General features: G+C 67.2%; 18 protein-coding genes. 13 read left to right on the plus strand and 5 right to left on the minus strand.

The window, feature by feature from the left end:
- Positions 1-189: 189 nt before the first annotated feature.
- Positions 190-867 carry a helix-turn-helix domain-containing protein gene (locus OSH07_RS03265; protein WP_266337158.1) on the plus strand — a complete coding sequence of 226 codons (678 nt, stop codon included), beginning with the start codon at positions 190-192 and terminating at the stop codon, positions 865-867.
- A 16-nt stretch (positions 868-883) separates the two neighbouring features.
- On the opposite strand, the gene OSH07_RS03270 is transcribed toward OSH07_RS03265, so the two are convergent.
- The 3 genes from OSH07_RS03270 to OSH07_RS03280 form a co-directional block, all read right to left on the minus strand.
- A complete protein-coding gene (locus OSH07_RS03270; RefSeq protein ID WP_420909586.1) occupies positions 884-1,990 on the minus strand; it encodes an AI-2E family transporter in 1,107 nt (368 codons plus the stop codon).
- 170 nt (positions 1,991-2,160) lie between these two features.
- Complete coding sequence (locus OSH07_RS03275) at positions 2,161-3,591, minus strand: aldehyde dehydrogenase family protein (protein ID WP_266337160.1); 1,431 nt, start codon at positions 3,589-3,591, stop codon at positions 2,161-2,163.
- Positions 3,592-3,688: 97 nt separating this feature from the next.
- On the minus strand, positions 3,689-4,459 hold the full coding sequence (locus OSH07_RS03280) for a 2-keto-4-pentenoate hydratase (protein ID WP_266337161.1): 771 nt from the start codon (positions 4,457-4,459) through the stop codon (positions 3,689-3,691).
- A gap of 264 nt (positions 4,460-4,723) precedes the next feature.
- Between OSH07_RS03280 and OSH07_RS03285 the strand changes: the two genes are divergently transcribed.
- The 12 genes from OSH07_RS03285 (at position 4,724) to ku (ending at position 15,433) form a co-directional block, all read left to right on the plus strand.
- The gene (locus OSH07_RS03285; protein ID WP_266337162.1) at positions 4,724-4,945 is read left to right on the plus strand and encodes a hypothetical protein; all 222 of its coding nucleotides are present in this window, start codon (positions 4,724-4,726) and stop codon (positions 4,943-4,945) included.
- A gap of 373 nt (positions 4,946-5,318) precedes the next feature.
- Positions 5,319-5,408: a K(+)-transporting ATPase subunit F gene (locus OSH07_RS03290; RefSeq protein ID WP_266337163.1), complete on the plus strand. Its 90-nt coding sequence runs from the start codon at positions 5,319-5,321 to the stop codon at positions 5,406-5,408.
- A gap of 49 nt (positions 5,409-5,457) precedes the next feature.
- Positions 5,458-7,161, plus strand: coding sequence for a potassium-transporting ATPase subunit KdpA (gene kdpA / locus OSH07_RS03295; RefSeq protein ID WP_266337164.1), 1,704 nt, complete (start codon positions 5,458-5,460; stop codon positions 7,159-7,161).
- 7 nt (positions 7,162-7,168) lie between these two features.
- Entirely contained in the window at positions 7,169-7,357 is a 189-nt protein-coding gene (locus OSH07_RS03300) for a hypothetical protein (RefSeq protein WP_266337165.1), read from the plus strand.
- Positions 7,358-7,400: 43 nt separating this feature from the next.
- Positions 7,401-9,473 carry a potassium-transporting ATPase subunit KdpB gene (gene kdpB, locus OSH07_RS03305; RefSeq protein WP_266337166.1) on the plus strand — a complete coding sequence of 691 codons (2,073 nt, stop codon included), beginning with the start codon at positions 7,401-7,403 and terminating at the stop codon, positions 9,471-9,473.
- 11 nt (positions 9,474-9,484) lie between these two features.
- Positions 9,485-10,054: a potassium-transporting ATPase subunit KdpC gene (gene kdpC / locus OSH07_RS03310; RefSeq protein WP_266337167.1), complete on the plus strand. Its 570-nt coding sequence runs from the start codon at positions 9,485-9,487 to the stop codon at positions 10,052-10,054.
- 64 nt (positions 10,055-10,118) lie between these two features.
- Positions 10,119-12,821 (plus strand): sensor histidine kinase, encoded by a 2,703-nt coding sequence (locus OSH07_RS03315; RefSeq protein WP_266337168.1) that lies wholly within the window; start codon positions 10,119-10,121, stop codon positions 12,819-12,821.
- Positions 12,818-13,510, plus strand: a complete 693-nt coding sequence (locus OSH07_RS03320; RefSeq protein ID WP_266337169.1) for a response regulator transcription factor — start codon at positions 12,818-12,820, stop codon at positions 13,508-13,510. The genes OSH07_RS03315 and OSH07_RS03320 overlap by 4 nt, the downstream gene beginning before the upstream one ends.
- 62 nt (positions 13,511-13,572) lie before the next feature.
- Positions 13,573-14,025: a PTS sugar transporter subunit IIA gene (locus OSH07_RS03325; RefSeq protein ID WP_266337170.1), complete on the plus strand. Its 453-nt coding sequence runs from the start codon at positions 13,573-13,575 to the stop codon at positions 14,023-14,025.
- Positions 14,026-14,098: 73 nt separating this feature from the next.
- Positions 14,099-14,416 carry a plasmid stabilization protein gene (locus OSH07_RS03330; RefSeq protein ID WP_266337171.1) on the plus strand — a complete coding sequence of 106 codons (318 nt, stop codon included), beginning with the start codon at positions 14,099-14,101 and terminating at the stop codon, positions 14,414-14,416.
- Between the two features lie 40 nt (positions 14,417-14,456).
- Positions 14,457-14,606, plus strand: coding sequence for a hypothetical protein (locus tag OSH07_RS03335; protein ID WP_266337172.1), 150 nt, complete (start codon positions 14,457-14,459; stop codon positions 14,604-14,606).
- A 20-nt stretch (positions 14,607-14,626) separates the two neighbouring features.
- Positions 14,627-15,433 carry a non-homologous end joining protein Ku gene (gene ku / locus OSH07_RS03340; RefSeq protein ID WP_266337173.1) on the plus strand — a complete coding sequence of 269 codons (807 nt, stop codon included), beginning with the start codon at positions 14,627-14,629 and terminating at the stop codon, positions 15,431-15,433.
- A 69-nt stretch (positions 15,434-15,502) separates the two neighbouring features.
- On the opposite strand, the gene OSH07_RS03345 is transcribed toward ku, so the two are convergent.
- Complete coding sequence (locus OSH07_RS03345; protein WP_266337174.1) at positions 15,503-16,546, minus strand: Gfo/Idh/MocA family protein; 1,044 nt, start codon at positions 16,544-16,546, stop codon at positions 15,503-15,505.
- 7 nt (positions 16,547-16,553) lie between these two features.
- Complete coding sequence (locus OSH07_RS03350) at positions 16,554-17,387, minus strand: carbohydrate ABC transporter permease (protein WP_266337175.1); 834 nt, start codon at positions 17,385-17,387, stop codon at positions 16,554-16,556.
- Position 17,388 lies beyond the last annotated feature (1 nt).

Genomic DNA, 17,388 nt, shown 5'->3' on the forward strand with positions numbered 1-17,388 from the left:
ATTGGCAGCCCCCATGGCGGGGCCGGATTGATCTGGATCAAGTCCCGGAAGCCGACTGGAAGCTGCGCTGCGCGCCGCGCGCCGGCGGGGCCGTCAAATTCCCCTTTGCTGCAATCGACAAATGTGGAAAATCGGCGATATGCCTGAAGGTCAGTACGTCGTGTCCATGTCCAGTTCGGGAGTGGGTCCATGTTCGTCCGCGCCAGCACCGATCCGGTGTTTCGCCTGAGTTCGCTCGGCGTGCTGGGAATGGAGAGCGACTCCAACCCGGTCGTCAGCCTGAACGAGTTCACCTATCGAAAGGGCATGGAGATCTACGGCGAGAAAGAGCCGGCGGACTATGTCTACCGGGTCAAGAGTGGCGCAGTGCGAAGCTACAAGCTGCTTTCGGACGGGCGACGCCAGATCGGCGCCTTCCACCTGCTCGGCGACATTTTCGGACTCGAAAGCGGCGGCGAGCACCAGTTCACCACCGAGGCGATCGTCGATACCACCGTGCGGCTGATCAAGCGGCACAGCCTCGACAGCCTCGCCGCGAACGATGCACTGGTCGCGCGGAACCTGCTCAGCATGACGATGGACAATCTACGGCACGCCGAGAACCACATGCTGCTGCTCGGCCGCAAGACCTCGCAGGAGCGCGTCGCCGCCTTCCTGCTCGAGATGGACAAGCGGCTGACGGCGGCCGGCGTCATGGTGCTGCCGATGTCGCGGCGCGATATCGCCGACTATCTCGGCCTGACGCTGGAGACCGTGTCGCGGGTGCTGTCGCGGTTGCACGAGCTCGGCATTCTCGGCTTCGTCGGCCACAACCAGCGCCAGATCGCGCTCCTGGATCGGCGGCAACTGGCCGGCCTTGACCGCTAGGGTCCGTAGTCCATCGTCATGGCGGCCCCTGGTGGGGCTCGGCATCCTGGGATCTCTGCCGGCGCGCGTGGCCGGAGCGGATCCAGGCCCCCGTCAGTTCCCACACCACCGCCAGGATGACCGGTCCGATGAAGAGGCCGAGCATGCCATGCGCCAGCGTTCCGCCGATCACGCCGATGAGGATGACCAGCGTCGGGGTCGTCAGGCCGCGCCCCATCATCAGCGGCTTCAGCACGTTGTCGAGCAGCCCGACGATGGTGAGATAGATGGTGAGCAGCAGCGCCGTCGAGACGTCCTTGGTCATCCAGATCCAGACGAACACGGGCAGAAGCACGAGGAAGGCGCCGATCTGGACGATCGACAGCAGCAGAACCGCGAAGGCGAGCAGGCCGGCGGCCGGCAGGCCCGCCAGCTTGAAGCCGATGCCGGCCAGGAGCGCCTGGATGATCGCGACGCCGATGATGCCCTGCGAGACCGCGCGGATGGTGGCGCCGGTCAGCTCGACGAAATGCTCGCTCTGGTCGGGGACCAGCTTGAACAGGAAATCCCGGCTCGCCGAGACGAGTTGCGGTCCGTGCAGCAGGAGGAAGCCGACCAGCGTCACGGAGACCAGGAACTGGAGCGTCGCGAGGCCGGCGTCGCCGGCCAGGCCGAGGATCGTGGTGGCGATCGGCTTCAGGCTCGGCAGCACTTCCTGCAGGATGGCGCTGAAGTTGACGGAGGCCTTGTCCCACCATTCATAGAGTTGCACCCCGAACAGCGGCCAGTCCTTGATGCTCTGGGGCGGCGACGGGATGACCAGGCCGCCCGAGCTGACCCAGTTCGATAGATCCCTGAAGCCGTCCACCGCGCTCAGGCCGAGCCAGGCGGCCGGGCCGATGACGATCCCGAAGCCGATCGCGGTCAGGATCACCGCCGCGAGTTTCCGCCGTCCGCCGAGGAGCCGGGCGAGTTCGCGGTAGAGCGGATTGAAGGCGACCGCGAGCACGACGCTCCAGGTCAGGATCGGGATGAAGGGCTGGATCAGCACCAGCGTCCAGTAAAGGAGGAGGGCGAGCAATCCGAGGCGGATCGCAAGCTGAATGACGTCCTCGCCGGACAGCGACGATCGGGAAAGCTTCAAAGGCGCGCCTTCATCCTGAAACATGCCGGACGATCAGGATAGAAACCGGCCCGGGCCCGATCTTGATCCAGATCAAGCGGCTTCGATGGCGCCTCGGGCGGTGGCTCGGGCGATCGGGGCCGCGCGGATGGAAGGGCGGGAGCCGGCCGAGCCGCCTCCCGCCGCGAAAATCAGGCGGCCTCGTAGCCGAGGATGCCCTTCATCTCCAGGAAGTCCTCGAGGCCGTATTCGGCATATTCGCGGCCATTGCCGGACTGCTTGTAGCCGCCGAACGGGATGCTCGAATCCCAGGCCGGATAGTTGATGTGGACGGCGCCGGCCCGCATCTTCGTGGCGGCGTCGCGCGCCGTCTGCAGATCGGCCGACTGGATGTAGGCGGCGAGGCCGTAGACGGTGTTGTTCGCCTCCTCGATCGCTTCCTCGACGCTGTCATAGGGCAGGATCGAGAGCACCGGCCCGAAGATCTCTTCCTTGGCGATGCGCATGTCCGGCGTCACGTTGGCGAAGACGGTCGGGCGGATGTAGTAGCCGCGGTTCAGATCGGCCGGGCGGCCCGGGCCGCCGGCGACCAGTGTGGCGCCCTCGGCGATGCCGCTCTCGATCAGGCCCTGGATCTTGTCGTACTGCACCTGGCTGACGACCGGACCCAGCTTGGTGTTCGGCGCATCGGCCGGGCCGACGACGAAGCTGTCGGCGGCGGCGCGGGCATAGCCGATCACTTCGTCCTGGCGCTCGCGCGGCACGAACATGCGGGTGGGCGCATTGCAGGACTGGCCGCTATTGCCGAAGCAGTTGGCGACGCCCTTCGGCACGGCGACGGAGAAATCGACGTCCGGGAACAGGATGTTGGCCGACTTGCCGCCCAGTTCCTGCGCAACGCGCTTCACCGTGTCGGCGGCCGCCTTCGCCACGAGGATGCCGGCGCGGGTCGAGCCGGTGAACGACATCATGTCGATGTCGGGATGGCTCGAAAGCGCCTCGCCGACGGTCGGGCCGTCGCCATTGACGAGGTTGAAAACGCCGGCCGGGACGCCGGCCTCGTCGAGGATCTCGGCGAAGATGACGGCGTCGAGCGGCGCGATCTCGCTCGGCTTCAGCACCATGGTGCAGCCGGCGGCAAGCGCGGGGCCGACCTTGCAGGTGATCTGGTTCAGCGGCCAGTTCCACGGCGTGATCAGGCCGACGACGCCGATCGGCTCCTTGACCACCAGCGAGGTGCCCTTGGCGTGCTGGAACTGAAAGTCCTTCAGCACCTCGATGATCTTCTCGAGATGGGCGCGGCCGATGCCGACCTGGCTGTCGAGCGCGAACGGAAGCGGCGCCCCCATCTCGCGCGAGACGGCATAGGCGAGGTCGTCGGCGCGCTTGTTGTAGACGCTGAGGATGCTGCGCAGCAGTTCGAGCCGCTCGGCCGGCTTGGTGAAGCCGAAGGTCGCGAAGGCGCGCTTGGCGGCGGCAACCGCCTTGTCGACATCGGCCTTCGAGCCCAGCGAGATCTGCGCGAAGGCGTCCTCGGTCGACGGGTCGATCACGTCGATGACTTTCGGCACGACCGGGTCGACCCAGGCGCCGTCGATGTAGAATTGCAGATTGTGCGACATGAAATCCTCCCGTCGATCCGTTTCCCCTAGATTGGCGTCGGATTGCCGGATGTTCAACCGCGATCCGCAGCGATGGCGTCGGAGGCGGGGTTGACGGTCAGAGGAAGCCGGCGCGGGCCTGGCCGAGCGGGCCGAAATCGGCTTCCAGATGCTGTCCCGGCAGCACCTGCAGGATCGGCGTGCAGGCCCCCGTGGCGACGAGATCGCCGGCATTGAGCCGCTCTCCCTGCGCGGCGAGCTCGCCGGCCAGCCAGGCGACGGCGTCGAGCGGATGGCCGAGGGTCGCCGCCGCCGTCGCGCGCGCGACCTCCTGGCCGTCGATCCGCGCCACGACGGGGACGCGGTCGAGGGCGGCGAGATCCGGCGCGGCGGCGTGCGGACCGCACAGCGTGAAGACATGCAGCGCGAAATCGGCCAAGGCGCCAAGATCGTTGCGGGGAGGATGGATCGTGCGCCGGCCGAGCAGGCCGATCGCCGGCTGCACGGCAACGATCGCGTCGGCGGCTGCCGCCCGGTCGATCGCCTCGCCATCGGCGGGAAAGACTCGCCCGAGCCGGAAGACGAGCTCGCATTGCGCGCCGAGGATGCCCTTCGGCAGGGGGAACAGGCCGCGATCCGGCCCATGCGCGCTGTCCGCGATCGGCCCGAAGATCGGCCGTTCGAGCCCGAGGTTGCGGCGGCAGGCCGGGTTGGCGCCGACCAGCGCATAGCCGTCGAGGTCGCTGCAGAAGGCTTCGAGCGCGGCGCGCTGCACCGCCCGCGCCTCGGCGGCGTCGCCGAGCCCGTCGAGCGGGATGTCCTGCACGATTCCGAGCGCCCGATTGGCCGCGAGCGCGGCGGCCAGCTTTCCGAGTTCGCCTGACTTCATGATTTCACCTCTCCCAAGGTGTGATCAGGCAGACATGCACTCCATTTCAAGTCGAATCCGTCTGGGTCGATGTAATTTTCCAAAAGCGAATCACTTTTAATATGATATTTTAATACCGTTGCTGTGCTCTCTCCATCGAGAACCTATACGGCTCGGCCTACCTTGCCGTGTCGCAGCGACGCGCCGCCGATTTCCGGTACGGGTCATCCCGGCCGCATTCGGCGCGAAGCGCTTCCGCGTGCCGACCGGACAAGGATTGGAACCATGCCGCTTCGCAGCCCCTTCGATGCCATCGCCGCCGCCGCCCGGGACGGGCGCGGCGCTTTCGCCGCGGGATCGCCTTATGCCCGGCGCAGCCGGGACCGCTACCGGGCCGTGGCGATGGCGCGCAAGCATCCGGAAGAACTCGGCGTCGTCCTGCGCCTGGTCGCCGTGATGGCCTTCTTCGCTGCCATGGCGACGCTGCTGTTCTGGCTCGCCCGCTGATCCCGATGGCCTTGGCCGCACTGCCCGGCGCGGCGGCGCGGAAGGCCCGGGGGCAGGCCGCGAGCGACAGCAGCGGCGTCCTTTTCCTATAGGATTTTTATATCTTTCCCTCCCGGCCTCTCTCGAACGCCTATGCGGTTCGGGGCCATATTCCCTGCAGATTTTCAATCGGATCCGGCGAACGGCGCGTCTTCGACGCAGGGCCGAACGATCTCGTTCGCGGTCTTGTCGCCGACACTCGCAACGTTGGATCGCCAGGATTTCAAGGAGTGATGCAAATGGACTTCATCGTCGTCGGAATAGGCGTTCTGTTCTTCGCCTTTTCCTGGGCCTACATCGAAATCTGCCAGAAACTATAGGGCGGGGGCGGATCATGCTGGTCGATTATCTTCTGGGCGGCGCCGTGACGGCGTTCCTCCTCGTTTATCTGACCTACGCGCTGGTGCGCCCGGAGCGGTTCTGATCGCCACGGCGATCCCCGTCCGCGCCACCTTTCCAGGAAAGCACGTCACATGACCGTCAACGGTTGGATACAGATCCTCGTCTTCTGTGGGATCATCCTTGCGCTGGTGAAGCCGCTCGGGGGCTACATGACCCGCGTCTTCAACGGCGAGCGCACGATCCTGTCCCTTATCTTCGGGCCGCTGGAGCGCGGGCTCTACCGGCTCGCCGGCACCAGCGACCGAGAGGAGCAGCACTGGACGACCTATGCGGGAGCCATGCTGCTGTTCAATCTCGCGGGCTTCCTGCTGCTCTACGTCCTGCAGCGCGTGCAGGGATCGCTGCCCTATAACCCTGCCGGCATGGGCGCCGTCCCGCCCGAGCTCGCCTTCAACACCGCCGCCAGCTTCGTCACCAACACCAACTGGCAGAACTACGGCGGCGAAAGCACGATGTCCTATCTCACGCAGATGGCGGGCATGAACGTGCAGAACTTCGTCTCGGCCGCGACGGGAATCGCCATCGCCATCGTGCTGATCCGCGCCTTCGCGCGGAAATCGGCGCGGACGCTCGGCAATTTCTGGGTCGATATCGTCCGCGCCACGCTCTACGTGTTGCTGCCGATCTGCGTCGTCGGCACGCTGGTGCTCGTCTGGCAGGGCGTGCCGCAGAACCTGAACCCCTACACCGTCGCGACCACGCTGGAAGGCGCGCAGCAGACGATCGCCCAGGGGCCGGTCGCCTCGCAGATGATGATCAAGCATCTCGGCACAAACGGCGGCGGCTTCTTCAACGCCAACGCCGCGCATCCGTTCGAGAACCCGACCGCGCTGGTCAACCTGATCCACATGGTGATGATCTTCGCCATCGGCGCGGCGCTGACCAACGTATTCGGCCGCATGGTCGGCAGCGAGCGCCAGGGCTGGGCGATCTTCGCTGCCATGGGAGTGCTGTTCCTGGCCGGCGTGGTCGTCTGCTACTGGGCGGAAGCTCAGGGCAATCCGCTCGTCCATGCGCTCGGCATCGACGGCGGCAACATGGAGGGCAAGGAGGCCCGTTTCGGCATCGTGCTGTCGTCGCTGTTCGCCGTGGTGACGACGGCCGCCTCCTGCGGCGCGGTCAACGCCATGCATGACAGCTTCATGGCGCTCGGCGGCATGATCCCGATGATCAACATGATGCTCGGCGAGATCATCATCGGCGGCGTCGGCGCCGGCTTCTACGGCATCCTGCTCTTCATCGTCATCGCCATCTTCGTCGCCGGGCTGATGGTCGGCCGCACGCCGGAATATCTCGGCAAGAAGATCGAGGCCAAGGAGGTCAAGATGGCGATGCTCGCCGTGCTTTGCCTGCCCCTGACCATGCTCGGCTTCACGGCGATCGCCATCGTGCTGCCGACCGGCCTGTCGTCGATCGCCAATCCCGGCCCGCACGGCTTCTCCGAGGTGCTCTACGCCTATACCTCGGCCGCCGCCAACAACGGCTCGGCCTTCGGCGGCCTGTCCGGCAACACGCCCTGGTACAACCTGACCATCGGCCTCGCCATGCTGATGGGCCGCTTCCTGGTCATCATCCCGGCCATGGCGATCGCCGGCTCGCTGGTGACGAAGAAGGTGGTGCCGGCTTCGGCGGGCACCTTCCCGACGCACGGGCCGCTCTTCGTCGGCCTTCTGGTCGGCGTCATCGTGATCGTCGGCGGCCTGACCTTCTTCCCGGCGCTGGCGCTCGGCCCGATCGTCGAGCACCTCGCCATGGTCCAGGCGCCGGGGCTGTGAGGCGATCATGAGCTACCGATCCTGGCTGGGCTGCCCGCATATCGCCCTCTCGACCCTTCGTCCCCGCGCCGGATCGGCGCGGGGAGAGGCGGGACCTGTGCCGCGTGCGTCGACCCTCATCCTCGGCCTGACCGTGGCGATATCGGCCCTCGTGCTGGCCGTCGATCTTCTCATCCGGCTGACCGCGGCGACCTGAAGGTCGGACCGCCCGTCACCCGAGTTTCACGCTGGAGTCTCTGATGAGCCAGTCCAAATCCGCGAGCATCCTGGACGCTCGCATCCTCGTCCCCGCCATCGGCGGCGCGTTCAAAAAGCTCGATCCGCGCAGCCTGGCGCGCAATCCGGTGATGTTCGTCGTCGCGGTCGTCTCGGCCCTGACCACCGTCCTGTTCCTGCGCGACCTCCTCACCGGCGGCGCCAATCTCGGCTTCTCGCTGCAGATCGTCATCTGGCTGTGGTTCACGGTGCTGTTCGCCAATTTCGCCGAGGCCGTCGCCGAGGGGCGCGGCAAGGCGCAGGCGGAATCGCTCCGCCGCACCCGCACCGAGACGCAGGCGAAGCTGCTTGCCGACGGCGACCGCGACGATTTCCGGCTTGTGCCCGGCACCAGCCTGAAGGTTGGAGACGTCGTCCTGGTCGAGGCCGGCGACATCATTCCCTCCGATGGCGAGGTCATCGAGGGCGTCGCCTCGGTCAACGAGGCGGCGATCACGGGCGAATCCGCGCCGGTGATCCGTGAATCCGGCGGCGACCGCTCGGCCGTTACCGGCGGCACGCAGGTGCTGTCGGACTGGATCCGGGTTCGCATCACTGCCGCGGCCGGCTCGACCTTCATCGATCGCATGATCGCTCTGGTCGAGGGCGCCGAGCGGCAGAAGACGCCGAACGAGATCGCCCTCAACATCCTGCTCGCCGGCATGACGCTGATATTCGTGCTCGCCGTCGTCACCATCCCGAGCTTCGCCAACTATGCCGGCGGCTATATCCCGGTCGTCGTGCTGGTGGCTCTGTTCGTGACGCTGATCCCGACGACCATCGGCGCGCTGCTTTCGGCGATCGGCATCGCCGGCATGGACCGGCTGGTGCGCTTCAACGTGCTCGCCATGTCGGGCCGCGCCGTCGAGGCCGCCGGCGACGTCGACACGCTGCTGCTCGACAAGACCGGCACGATCACGCTCGGCAACCGCCAGGCGACCGAGCTTCGCCCGGTGCGCGGCGTCAGCGAGCAGGAACTGGCCGACGCGGCGCAGCTCGCCTCGCTCGCCGACGAGACGCCGGAGGGCCGCTCGATCGTCGTGCTCGCCAAGGAGAAATACGGCATCCGCGCCCGCGACATGCAGACCCTGCACGCGACCTTCGTGCCGTTCACGGCGCAGACCCGCATGAGCGGCGTCGATTTCGACGGCTCGTCGATCCGCAAGGGCGCCGTCGACGCGGTGCTCCGATATGTCGACCAGGCCGGCGCCGCGACCGCCGCCGACCGGCCCGGCGCCGGCACGGTGCGCGAGTTGCAGGCGATCGCCGACGAGATCGCCAAGGCGGGCGGCACGCCGCTCGCCGTGGTCAAGGATGGCCGCCTGCTCGGCGTCGTCCACCTGAAGGACATCGTCAAGGGCGGCATCCAGGAGCGCTTCGCCGAGCTTCGCCGCATGGGCATCCGCACGGTGATGATCACCGGCGACAACCCGATGACGGCGGCGGCGATCGCGGCCGAGGCCGGCGTCGACGACTTCCTCGCCCAGGCGACGCCGGAGATGAAGCTGGCCCTGATCCGCGAGGAGCAGGCCAAGGGCAAGCTGGTGGCGATGTGCGGCGACGGCACCAACGACGCCCCGGCGTTGGCGCAATCCGATGTCGGCGTGGCGATGAATACCGGCACCGTCGCGGCGCGAGAAGCCGGCAACATGGTCGATCTCGACAGCGATCCCACCAAGCTCATCGAGATCGTCGAGATCGGCAAGCAATTGCTGATGACGCGCGGCGCGCTGACGACGTTTTCGATCGCCAACGACGTCGCCAAGTATTTCGCCATCATCCCGGCGATGTTCCTGGCCTTCTACCCGCAGCTCGGCGCGCTCAACGTCATGAACCTCTCGACCCCGCAGAGCGCGATCCTGTCGGCGATCATCTTCAACGCGCTGATCATCGTCGCCCTGATCCCGCTGTCGCTCCGGGGCGTCAAGTACCGGGCCGTCGGCGCCGGCGCGCTGCTGTCGCGCAACCTGCTGATCTATGGCGTCGGCGGCCTGATCGTGCCGTTCGCCGGCATCAAGGCCATCGACATGGCCATCACGGCCCTTGGCCTCGCCTGAAGGATAGTCCCATGCTGAAACAGCTTCGCCCCGCAATCTTCATGATCGTCGCGCTCACCGTCATCACCGGCCTGGTCTATCCGCTCGGCATGACCGGCATCGCCCAGGCGCTGTTCCCGCGCCAGGCCAATGGCAGCCTGGTCGAGCGCGACGGCAAGGTGGTTGGCTCCGAGCTCATCGGCCAGGCCTTCGCCTCCGACCGCTATTTCCACGGCCGTCCCTCGGCCGCCGGCAAGGGCTATGACGCTTCGGCGTCCGGCGGTTCCAATCTCGGCCCGAGCAATCCGGCCCTGATCGACCGCATCAAGGCCGATGCGGAAAGGCTGAAGGCGGAGAACCCCGGCGCCGCCGTGCCGATCGACCTCGTCACCACCTCGGGCAGCGGCCTCGATCCCGACATCTCGCCGGAGGCCGCCTATTTCCAGGTGCCGCGCGTCGCTAGTGCCCGCGGGCTCGACGAGGTCACGGTCAAGGCGCTGGTCACGGCCCATGTCGAGGACCGGCAGCTCGGCTTCCTGGGTGAGCCGGTCGTCAACGTGCTCGCCTTGAACCTTGCGCTGGACGCGGCCGGCGCGCAATGACAGGAAGTGCCGGAACTGGCGCTCTGGCGCCGGTTCCGGCCGTTTGGACAGAGGTCACGATTGGATGCCTGACGACAGTCGAGACGCACCGGGCCGGCCATCGCCGGACGCGCTGCTGGAGCGGGCGACGCGCGAGACGCGCGGCCGGCTGAAGATCTTCCTCGGCGCGGCGCCCGGCGTCGGCAAGACCTACGAGATGCTGATGTCCGGCCGCGCCCGCAAGGCCGACGGCGTCGACGTCGTCATCGGCGTGGTCGAGACGCATGGCCGCGAGGAGACGGCGGCGCTGGTCGAGGGTTTTGAAGTCGTCCCGCGCAGAATCGTCGACTATCGCGGCCGGGTGCTGGAGGAGATGGACCTCGACGCCATCCTCGCCCGGCGGCCGGCGCTGGTGCTGGTCGACGAACTGGCGCACACCAATGCCGAAGGCAGCCGCCATCCGAAGCGCTATCTCGACGTCGAGGAGATCCTGGCGCGCGGCATCGACGTCTACACCACGCTCAACATCCAGCATGTCGAAAGCCTGAACGACGTCGTCGCCCAGATCACCAGGATCCGGGTGCGCGAGACGGTGCCGGATTCGATCATTGACCGCGCCGACGATGTCGAGGTGATCGACCTGACGCCGGACGACCTGATCAAGCGCCTGCACGAGGGCAAGGTCTATTTCGCCGGCACCGCCAAGCGGGCGATCGAGAACTATTTTTCGCCAGGCAACCTGACCGCGCTGCGCGAGTTGGCGCTCAGGCGCACGGCGCAGCGGGTCGACGAGCAGCTCGTCAGCCACATGCAGGCGCACGCGATTTCCGGCCCGTGGGCGGCGGGCGACCGGGTGCTCGTCTGCATCGACGAACAGCCGCGCAGCGCCTCGCTGGTGCGCTATGCAAGGCGGCAGGCGGACCGTCTGCGGGCGCCCTGGGCAGCGCTGCACATCGAGACGGCGCGTTCGGCCGGCCTGCCGGAGGCCGGCAAGGATCGGATCGCGGCGACGCTCCGCCTCGCCGAGCAGCTGGGCGGCGAGGCGATCACGCTGCCCGGCCAGGACGTCGCCCGCGACATCGTCCGCCACGCCATGGCGAACAACGTCACCCACGTCATCATCGGCAAGCCGGCGAAGCCGCGCTGGCGCGAGATGTTCGAAGGCTCCGTGTCGCACGAACTGATCCGGCTTGCCGGCGACATCAGCGTGCACGTCATCTCCGGCAATGACCGCGACGCGCCGCCGGCCCGCGAGGTGGCGCTGGCGACGCCGACCCGGCTGAAGCTGCGGCCCTACGCGCTCGGCGTCGCCTATACCGGCGTCGCGCTCGCCTTCGCCATGCTGCTGCTGCGCGTGCTCGACGTGCGCAATCTGGCGCTGGTGTTCCTGATGGCGGTGCTGACTTCGGCCGTCACCGCCGGGCTGTGGCCGGCGCTGTTCACCTCGGCGGTCGCCGCGCTCGCCTTCAACTTCTTCTTCCTGCCGCCGCTCTACACGCTCGATATCGGCGACCCGGAGAGCGCGCTCGCCTTCGTCTTCTTCCTCTGCGTGGCCGTGATCGCCAGCAATCTGACCGCGCGCGTCCAGCGCCAGGCGGCGGCGGCGCGCCAGCGCGCCCGCACCACCGAGGGGCTCTATCTGTTCAGCAGGAAGCTGGCCGGCGCCGGCACGCTCGAGGACGTGCTGTGGGCGACCGTCTACCAGATCGCCTCGATGCTGAAGGTCCGCGTCGTGGTGCTGCTGCCGGAGAACGGCACCATCGCGGTGCGCGCCGGCTATCCGCCGGACGACACGCTGGTCGACGCCGACATCGCCGCGGCGCGCTGGGCCTGGGAGCACAACCGCCCGGCCGGGCGCGGAGCCGATACGCTGCCCGGTGCCAGGCGGCTCTATCTGCCGCTGCGCACCGGCCGCACCGCGGTCGGCGTCGTTGGCCTCGACGATGACGGGCAGGGACCGCTTCTGACGCCGGAGGAGCAGCGCCTGTTCGACTCGCTCGCCGACCAGGCGGCGCTCGCCATCGAGCGGATCGAGCTGGTGGCGGATGTCGACCGGGCGCGGCTGGCGGCCGAGGCGGACCGGCTGCGCTCGGCGCTCCTGACGTCGATATCGCACGACCTGCGCACCCCGCTTGCCGCCATCATGGGGGCGGCCGAGGCGCTGCGTGACTATCCCGACGCGATCGCCGCGGGCGACCGGATCGAGCTGCTCTCGACCGTCATCGACGAGTCGGAGCGTCTGCATCGCTTCATCGCCAACCTGCTCGACATGACACGGATCGAATCCGGCGCCATGCAGCCGAATGCTTCGCTGCACTATGTCGGCGACGTCGTCGGTACCGCGCTGCGCCGGGCCGCCAAGATCCTTGCCGAGCACAGGGTCGAGGTCGGCATTCCGCCGGAGCTGCCGATGATCCGGCTCGATCCGGTGCTGTTCGAGCAGGTGCTGTTCAACCTGCTCGACAACGCCGCCAAATACGCGCCGCAGGGCACGGCGATCCGGATCGAGGGGTGGGCGGATGGCGGTTCCGTGGTGCTGCAGGTAATGGACGAGGGGCCGGGCATTCCGCCCGCCGACCTTGAGCGCGTCTTCGATAGCTTCTATCGCGTGCGCAAGGCCGATCACGTGCGGGCCGGAACCGGGCTCGGGCTGTCGATCTGCCGCGGCTTCGTCGAGGCGATGGGCGGCACGATCCGGGCCGGCAACCGCACCGATCGGTCCGGCGCGGTCTTCACCATCAAGATGCCGGCCTCCGCCGACGTCGCCATGCTGGAAGATCTGCCATGACCAGTCCGACCGTGAAGATCCTGGTCGTCGATGACGAGCCGCCGATCCGGCGCCTGCTGCGGGTGGGGCTGGCCTCGGAAGGTTTCGCCATCGACGAGGCGACCAATGCCCGCGACGCGATCGAGCATGTGGCGGCCGAGCGGCCGGATCTGATCCTGCTCGATCTTGGCCTGCCGGACATGCCGGGCCACGATCTTCTGGGGCGCTGGCGCGCCGAGCTGCTGGAAGTGCCGATCATTGTCCTTTCCAGCCGCACCGACGAGGCCGGCATCGTCCGGGCGCTGGATCTCGGCGCCGACGACTATGTCACCAAGCCGTTCGGCATGAAGGAGCTGGTGGCGCGGATCCGCGTCGCGCTCCGCCACCGGCTGCAGCAGCAGGGCGAGAAGCCGGTCTTCCAGACGGGCGATCTGTCGGTCGACCTGGTCAAGCGGATCGTCAAGGTTGGGGGCCGCGAGATCAAGCTCTCGCCGAAGGAATACGACATCCTCCGGGTTCTGGTGCAGCACGCCGGCAAGGTGCTGACGCATCAGCATCTGTTGAACCAGGTCTGGGGCGGCTCGACGGATGTGCAATACCTGCGCGTCTATGTCCGCCAGCTCCGCCAGAAGATCGAGCGACAGCCCGATCAGCCGGAATACATCACCACGGAGACGGGGGTCGGCTATCGCTTGCGCGACGTCGAGTGATACAGAGCTGGCACGCCGCTGCCGAAATCCGATGCGCTGCAGGCGCCGATACGAGTGAGACCATGATCCTTTCTGAATTCATCAAGCCCGAAAGCGTGATGATCGACCTTGCCGCCCCTTCGAAAAACAAGCTGCTCGCCAGCTTGTCCGAGCAGGCGGGGCTGGCGCTCGGCCTGCCGGTCGAGGACATCTATCAGGCGATTCACAATCGCGAGAAGCTCGGCTCGACCGGCGTTGGCGACGGCATCGCCATTCCGCATGCGCCGGTGCCGGGCCTCGAGGTTCCGTTCGGCATGGTCGCGCGGCTGAAGAAGCCGGTCGATTTTGAATCGGTCGACGACGTCCCGGTCGATATCGTCTGTCTGCTGCTGATGCCGGGACAGGGCTCGTCGCCCTATCTCAACGTGCTCGCCTGCATGGCGCGCAAGCTGCGTTCGCCGAAGGTGGTGAAGTCGATCCGTGTCGCGGTCCTGCCCGAACAGGTCTACACGGCGCTGTGCGAGGAGCCGGCCTGACGCGGGGACCCGGGCCGGAACCCTCCGTCGCCATGGGACGTTGACCTCCCGTTGAAGCGAACGGAGGTGCATCATGCCCCGGGGCGACAAGTCGAAATACACTGACAAGCAGGAACGCAAGGCCGGCCACATCGCCGAGAGCTATGAGGAGCGCGGCGTTTCCGAGAAGGAGGCCGAGCGGCGCGCCTGGGCCACCGTCAACAAGGACGATGGCGGCGGCAAGAAATCCGGCTCCGGCCGCGGCGCCCATACCGGCCATCCGGCCGCCCACAAGGGCGGCGAACTGGGCGGCGCCGCGTCCGCGGCCCGTCCCGCCGCCGAGCGATCGGCCGCAGCGAAGAAGGCCGCCGCCACCCGCAAGCGTAACACGGAGCACCGGGCGCATGGCTGAAGCCAGGCGGCCCGAGTCTTCGGCGGCAGAGGAGGCGATCTTGGACCAGCGCGTGGAACTCTCCCAGCACGACCTGACGACCACCGAGGTGCGGCAGGCGATCGCGCCCCATCGGCTGCGCTACATGCTGCTGGCGGGCACCGTCGCTGTCGTTCTGGGCTTTGTCGCCGTTTATTTCCTGGTCCAGTAAACCGATAAAGGGCGATCGATATGGCGCCGCGTTCATTCTGGAAGGGCTATCTGAAGCTGTCGCTCGTCACCTGCCCCGTGGCGATGATGCCGGCGACGACCGACAACGAGAAGGTGCGCTTTCATACCCTGAACCGCGCCACCGGCCATCGGGTCCTCAGCCAGTATGTCGACGCCGAGACCGGGGAGGCGGTCGAGGACGACGAGCAGGTCAAGGGCTACGAGCGCGGCGAGGACGAGTATCTGATGCTCGAGGACGACGAGATCGCTTCCGTCGCGCTCGAAAGCACGCGGACCATCGACATCGAGATGTTCGTGCCCGCCGATGACATCGGCTGGATCTGGTACGACAAGCCCCACTACCTCGTGCCCGACGATCCGGTCGGCGAGGAGGCGTTCTCCGTCATCCGCGACGCCATGGCCGCCACCGGGACGGTCGGGATCTCCCGGCTGGTCCTCTATCGCCGCGAGCGCGCCGTCATGCTGAAGCCGCGCGAGAACGGGATCGAGCTCTGGACGCTGCGCTATGGCGACGAGATCCGCGACGAGGCCCTCTACTTCGAGGGTGTCGGCGACGCCAAGGCGGATCCGAAGCTCACCGAGATGATGGAGACGCTGATCCGCGAGCGGACCCGGCCATGGTCGCCGGCCCTTGTCACCGATCCGGTGCAGGAGCGCCTGCTCGAGATCATCGCCGCGAAGAAGAAGGGCCGGAAGCCGCCGGCACGGAAGGAAGCGCCGGCGAAGGAGGGCAACGTGGTCAGCATCATGGATGCGCTCCGGCGAAGCATTGCCTCGGAGAGCAAGCCTGCGCCCAAAGGCCGGTAAGCGAAGGGGCGGTCAGGGCTCGAAGAAGACGGCGCGGTTGCACCGCGCCGCCGTCTCGTTCGGGAATGGCTAGACGCCGTCGGCGAGCGTGATGATCTTGCCGGTGGCGGCCGCTTCCTCGATCGCCGTCAGCACCCGCGTCACGCGCAGGCCGTCCTGCGCGTCGGCGAGCAGCGGCGCGCCATCGGCGACGGAATCGATGAAGCGGGCGATCGCCTCCATGACAAAGCCGCCGATGCGGCCGCCCGCCGCCGGGGTCACTCCGAGCAGGTCATGCGCGCGCCGGCCGGCGCCGGTGTACTTGCTGAAGGCGCTGTTCTGGGCCGTGTCGGTCTGGATCGCGCCCTTCTCGCCGATGAATTCCATCCGGAAATCGACGACGCCCGGCATGTCGCGCGGCAGCACCCAGCTGTTCTCCATCTGGGCGATGGCGCCATTGTCGAATTCGAGGATGGAGAGATGCACGTCGGCCGTGTCGACGCCGTTCGACTTCAGGTAGCCGCGCCGCACCATCGCTTGCACGCGCCTGACCTCGGCGCCCATGATGAAGCGGAGCGCATCGAGCGAATGGCTGCCGAGGAACCACAGCGCCGAGGAACGGCCGGCCCAGGACAGGAGGTCGTAGGGCACGAACACCGTGTTCGACAGCTTGGCCGAGGCATGCAGCGGCGTGCCGATCTCGCCGGCGGCGATCGCCTCGCGGGCGGCGACGATGGCCGGGTTCACGCGGTTGTGGAAGTCGACCATCACCTTGACGCCGGCCTTGTCGGCCGCCGCGGCGATCGCCTCGACCTCGCGAAGCGTGGTCGCCAGCGGCTTCTCGCTCATCACATGCTTGCCGGCCTGGATCGCCGCCAGCACGATGTCGCCATGGGCGAAATCGGGCGTCGCCACGGTCACGGCGTCGATATCGGGATCGGCCAGAAGCTGCTTGTAGTCGGTGTAGGTCTTGCCGGCGCCGAACTGCTTCTGCATGTCGGCGACGCGGGCCGGGTCGAGATCGCACACGGCGGCGAGCTCGGCGCCCTCGATGGCGCTCAGCGTCTTGCAATGAAACGAGCCCCAGAGGCCCGCTCCGACCACGCCGAAGCGAACTTTGCGCGATGACGTCATTTCCAGTTCATCCTTTCACGGAACCAAAGGTCAGGCCTCGGACGACGTAGCGGTCGAGCACGAGGAAGATCAGCATGGGCGGGATCATGGCGGCGACGGCGGCCGAGGCGATGAAGCCCCAGGTGACGCCGGCGGTGCCGAAATATTGCAGCGTGCCGACCGGCAGCGTCGTCGTGCTGCGATTGGCGAGCACCAGCGGGAAGGCCGCGTTGTTCCACGAGAACACGAAGGCGAACATCGAGGTGACGATCAGGCCCGGCATCACCATCGGAAGGATGAACTTCAGCAGGATCGTCGTCGTGCCAGCGCCGTCGATGCGGGCTGCCTCTTCGATCTCGATCGGCACCTCGTCGATGAACGAGCGCATCAGCCAGACCGAGAACGGAATGGTCAGGGTCTGCGAGATCAGGATCATCGAGAAATAGGTCCCCTTCACGCCGGCCATGCTGGCGAGGATCGAATAGGGGATCAGGAAGGCTACCGGCGGCGCCATCAGCAGGCCGAGATACCAGAGCATGATGTTCTTGCGGCCGCGGATCTTGTAGCGCGACAGCGCATAGGCCGCCGGAAACGAGAACGGCAGGTTGAGGGCCACGGCGCCGATGGCGACGATCAGGCTGTTCGCCAGCTGCGGCGCGTTGTTGCCGGGATCGAAGAAGGTGTAGCGGATCGATTCCCAGTTGGGCGTGAACGACAGCACCGGTGGCATGGCGAAATAGGTTTCCGCCGGCCGGATCGCGAGCAGCACGAACCAGAGGATCGGGCCGATGAAAACCAGGAGCAGAAGCCCCATCGCGGCATAGCCGAACAGGCGGCCGGCGACGCTTTCCGAACCTTGCATC

This window comes from Kaistia nematophila, from assembly GCF_026343855.1.
GTDB classification, from domain to species: domain Bacteria; phylum Pseudomonadota; class Alphaproteobacteria; order Rhizobiales; family Kaistiaceae; genus Kaistia; species Kaistia nematophila.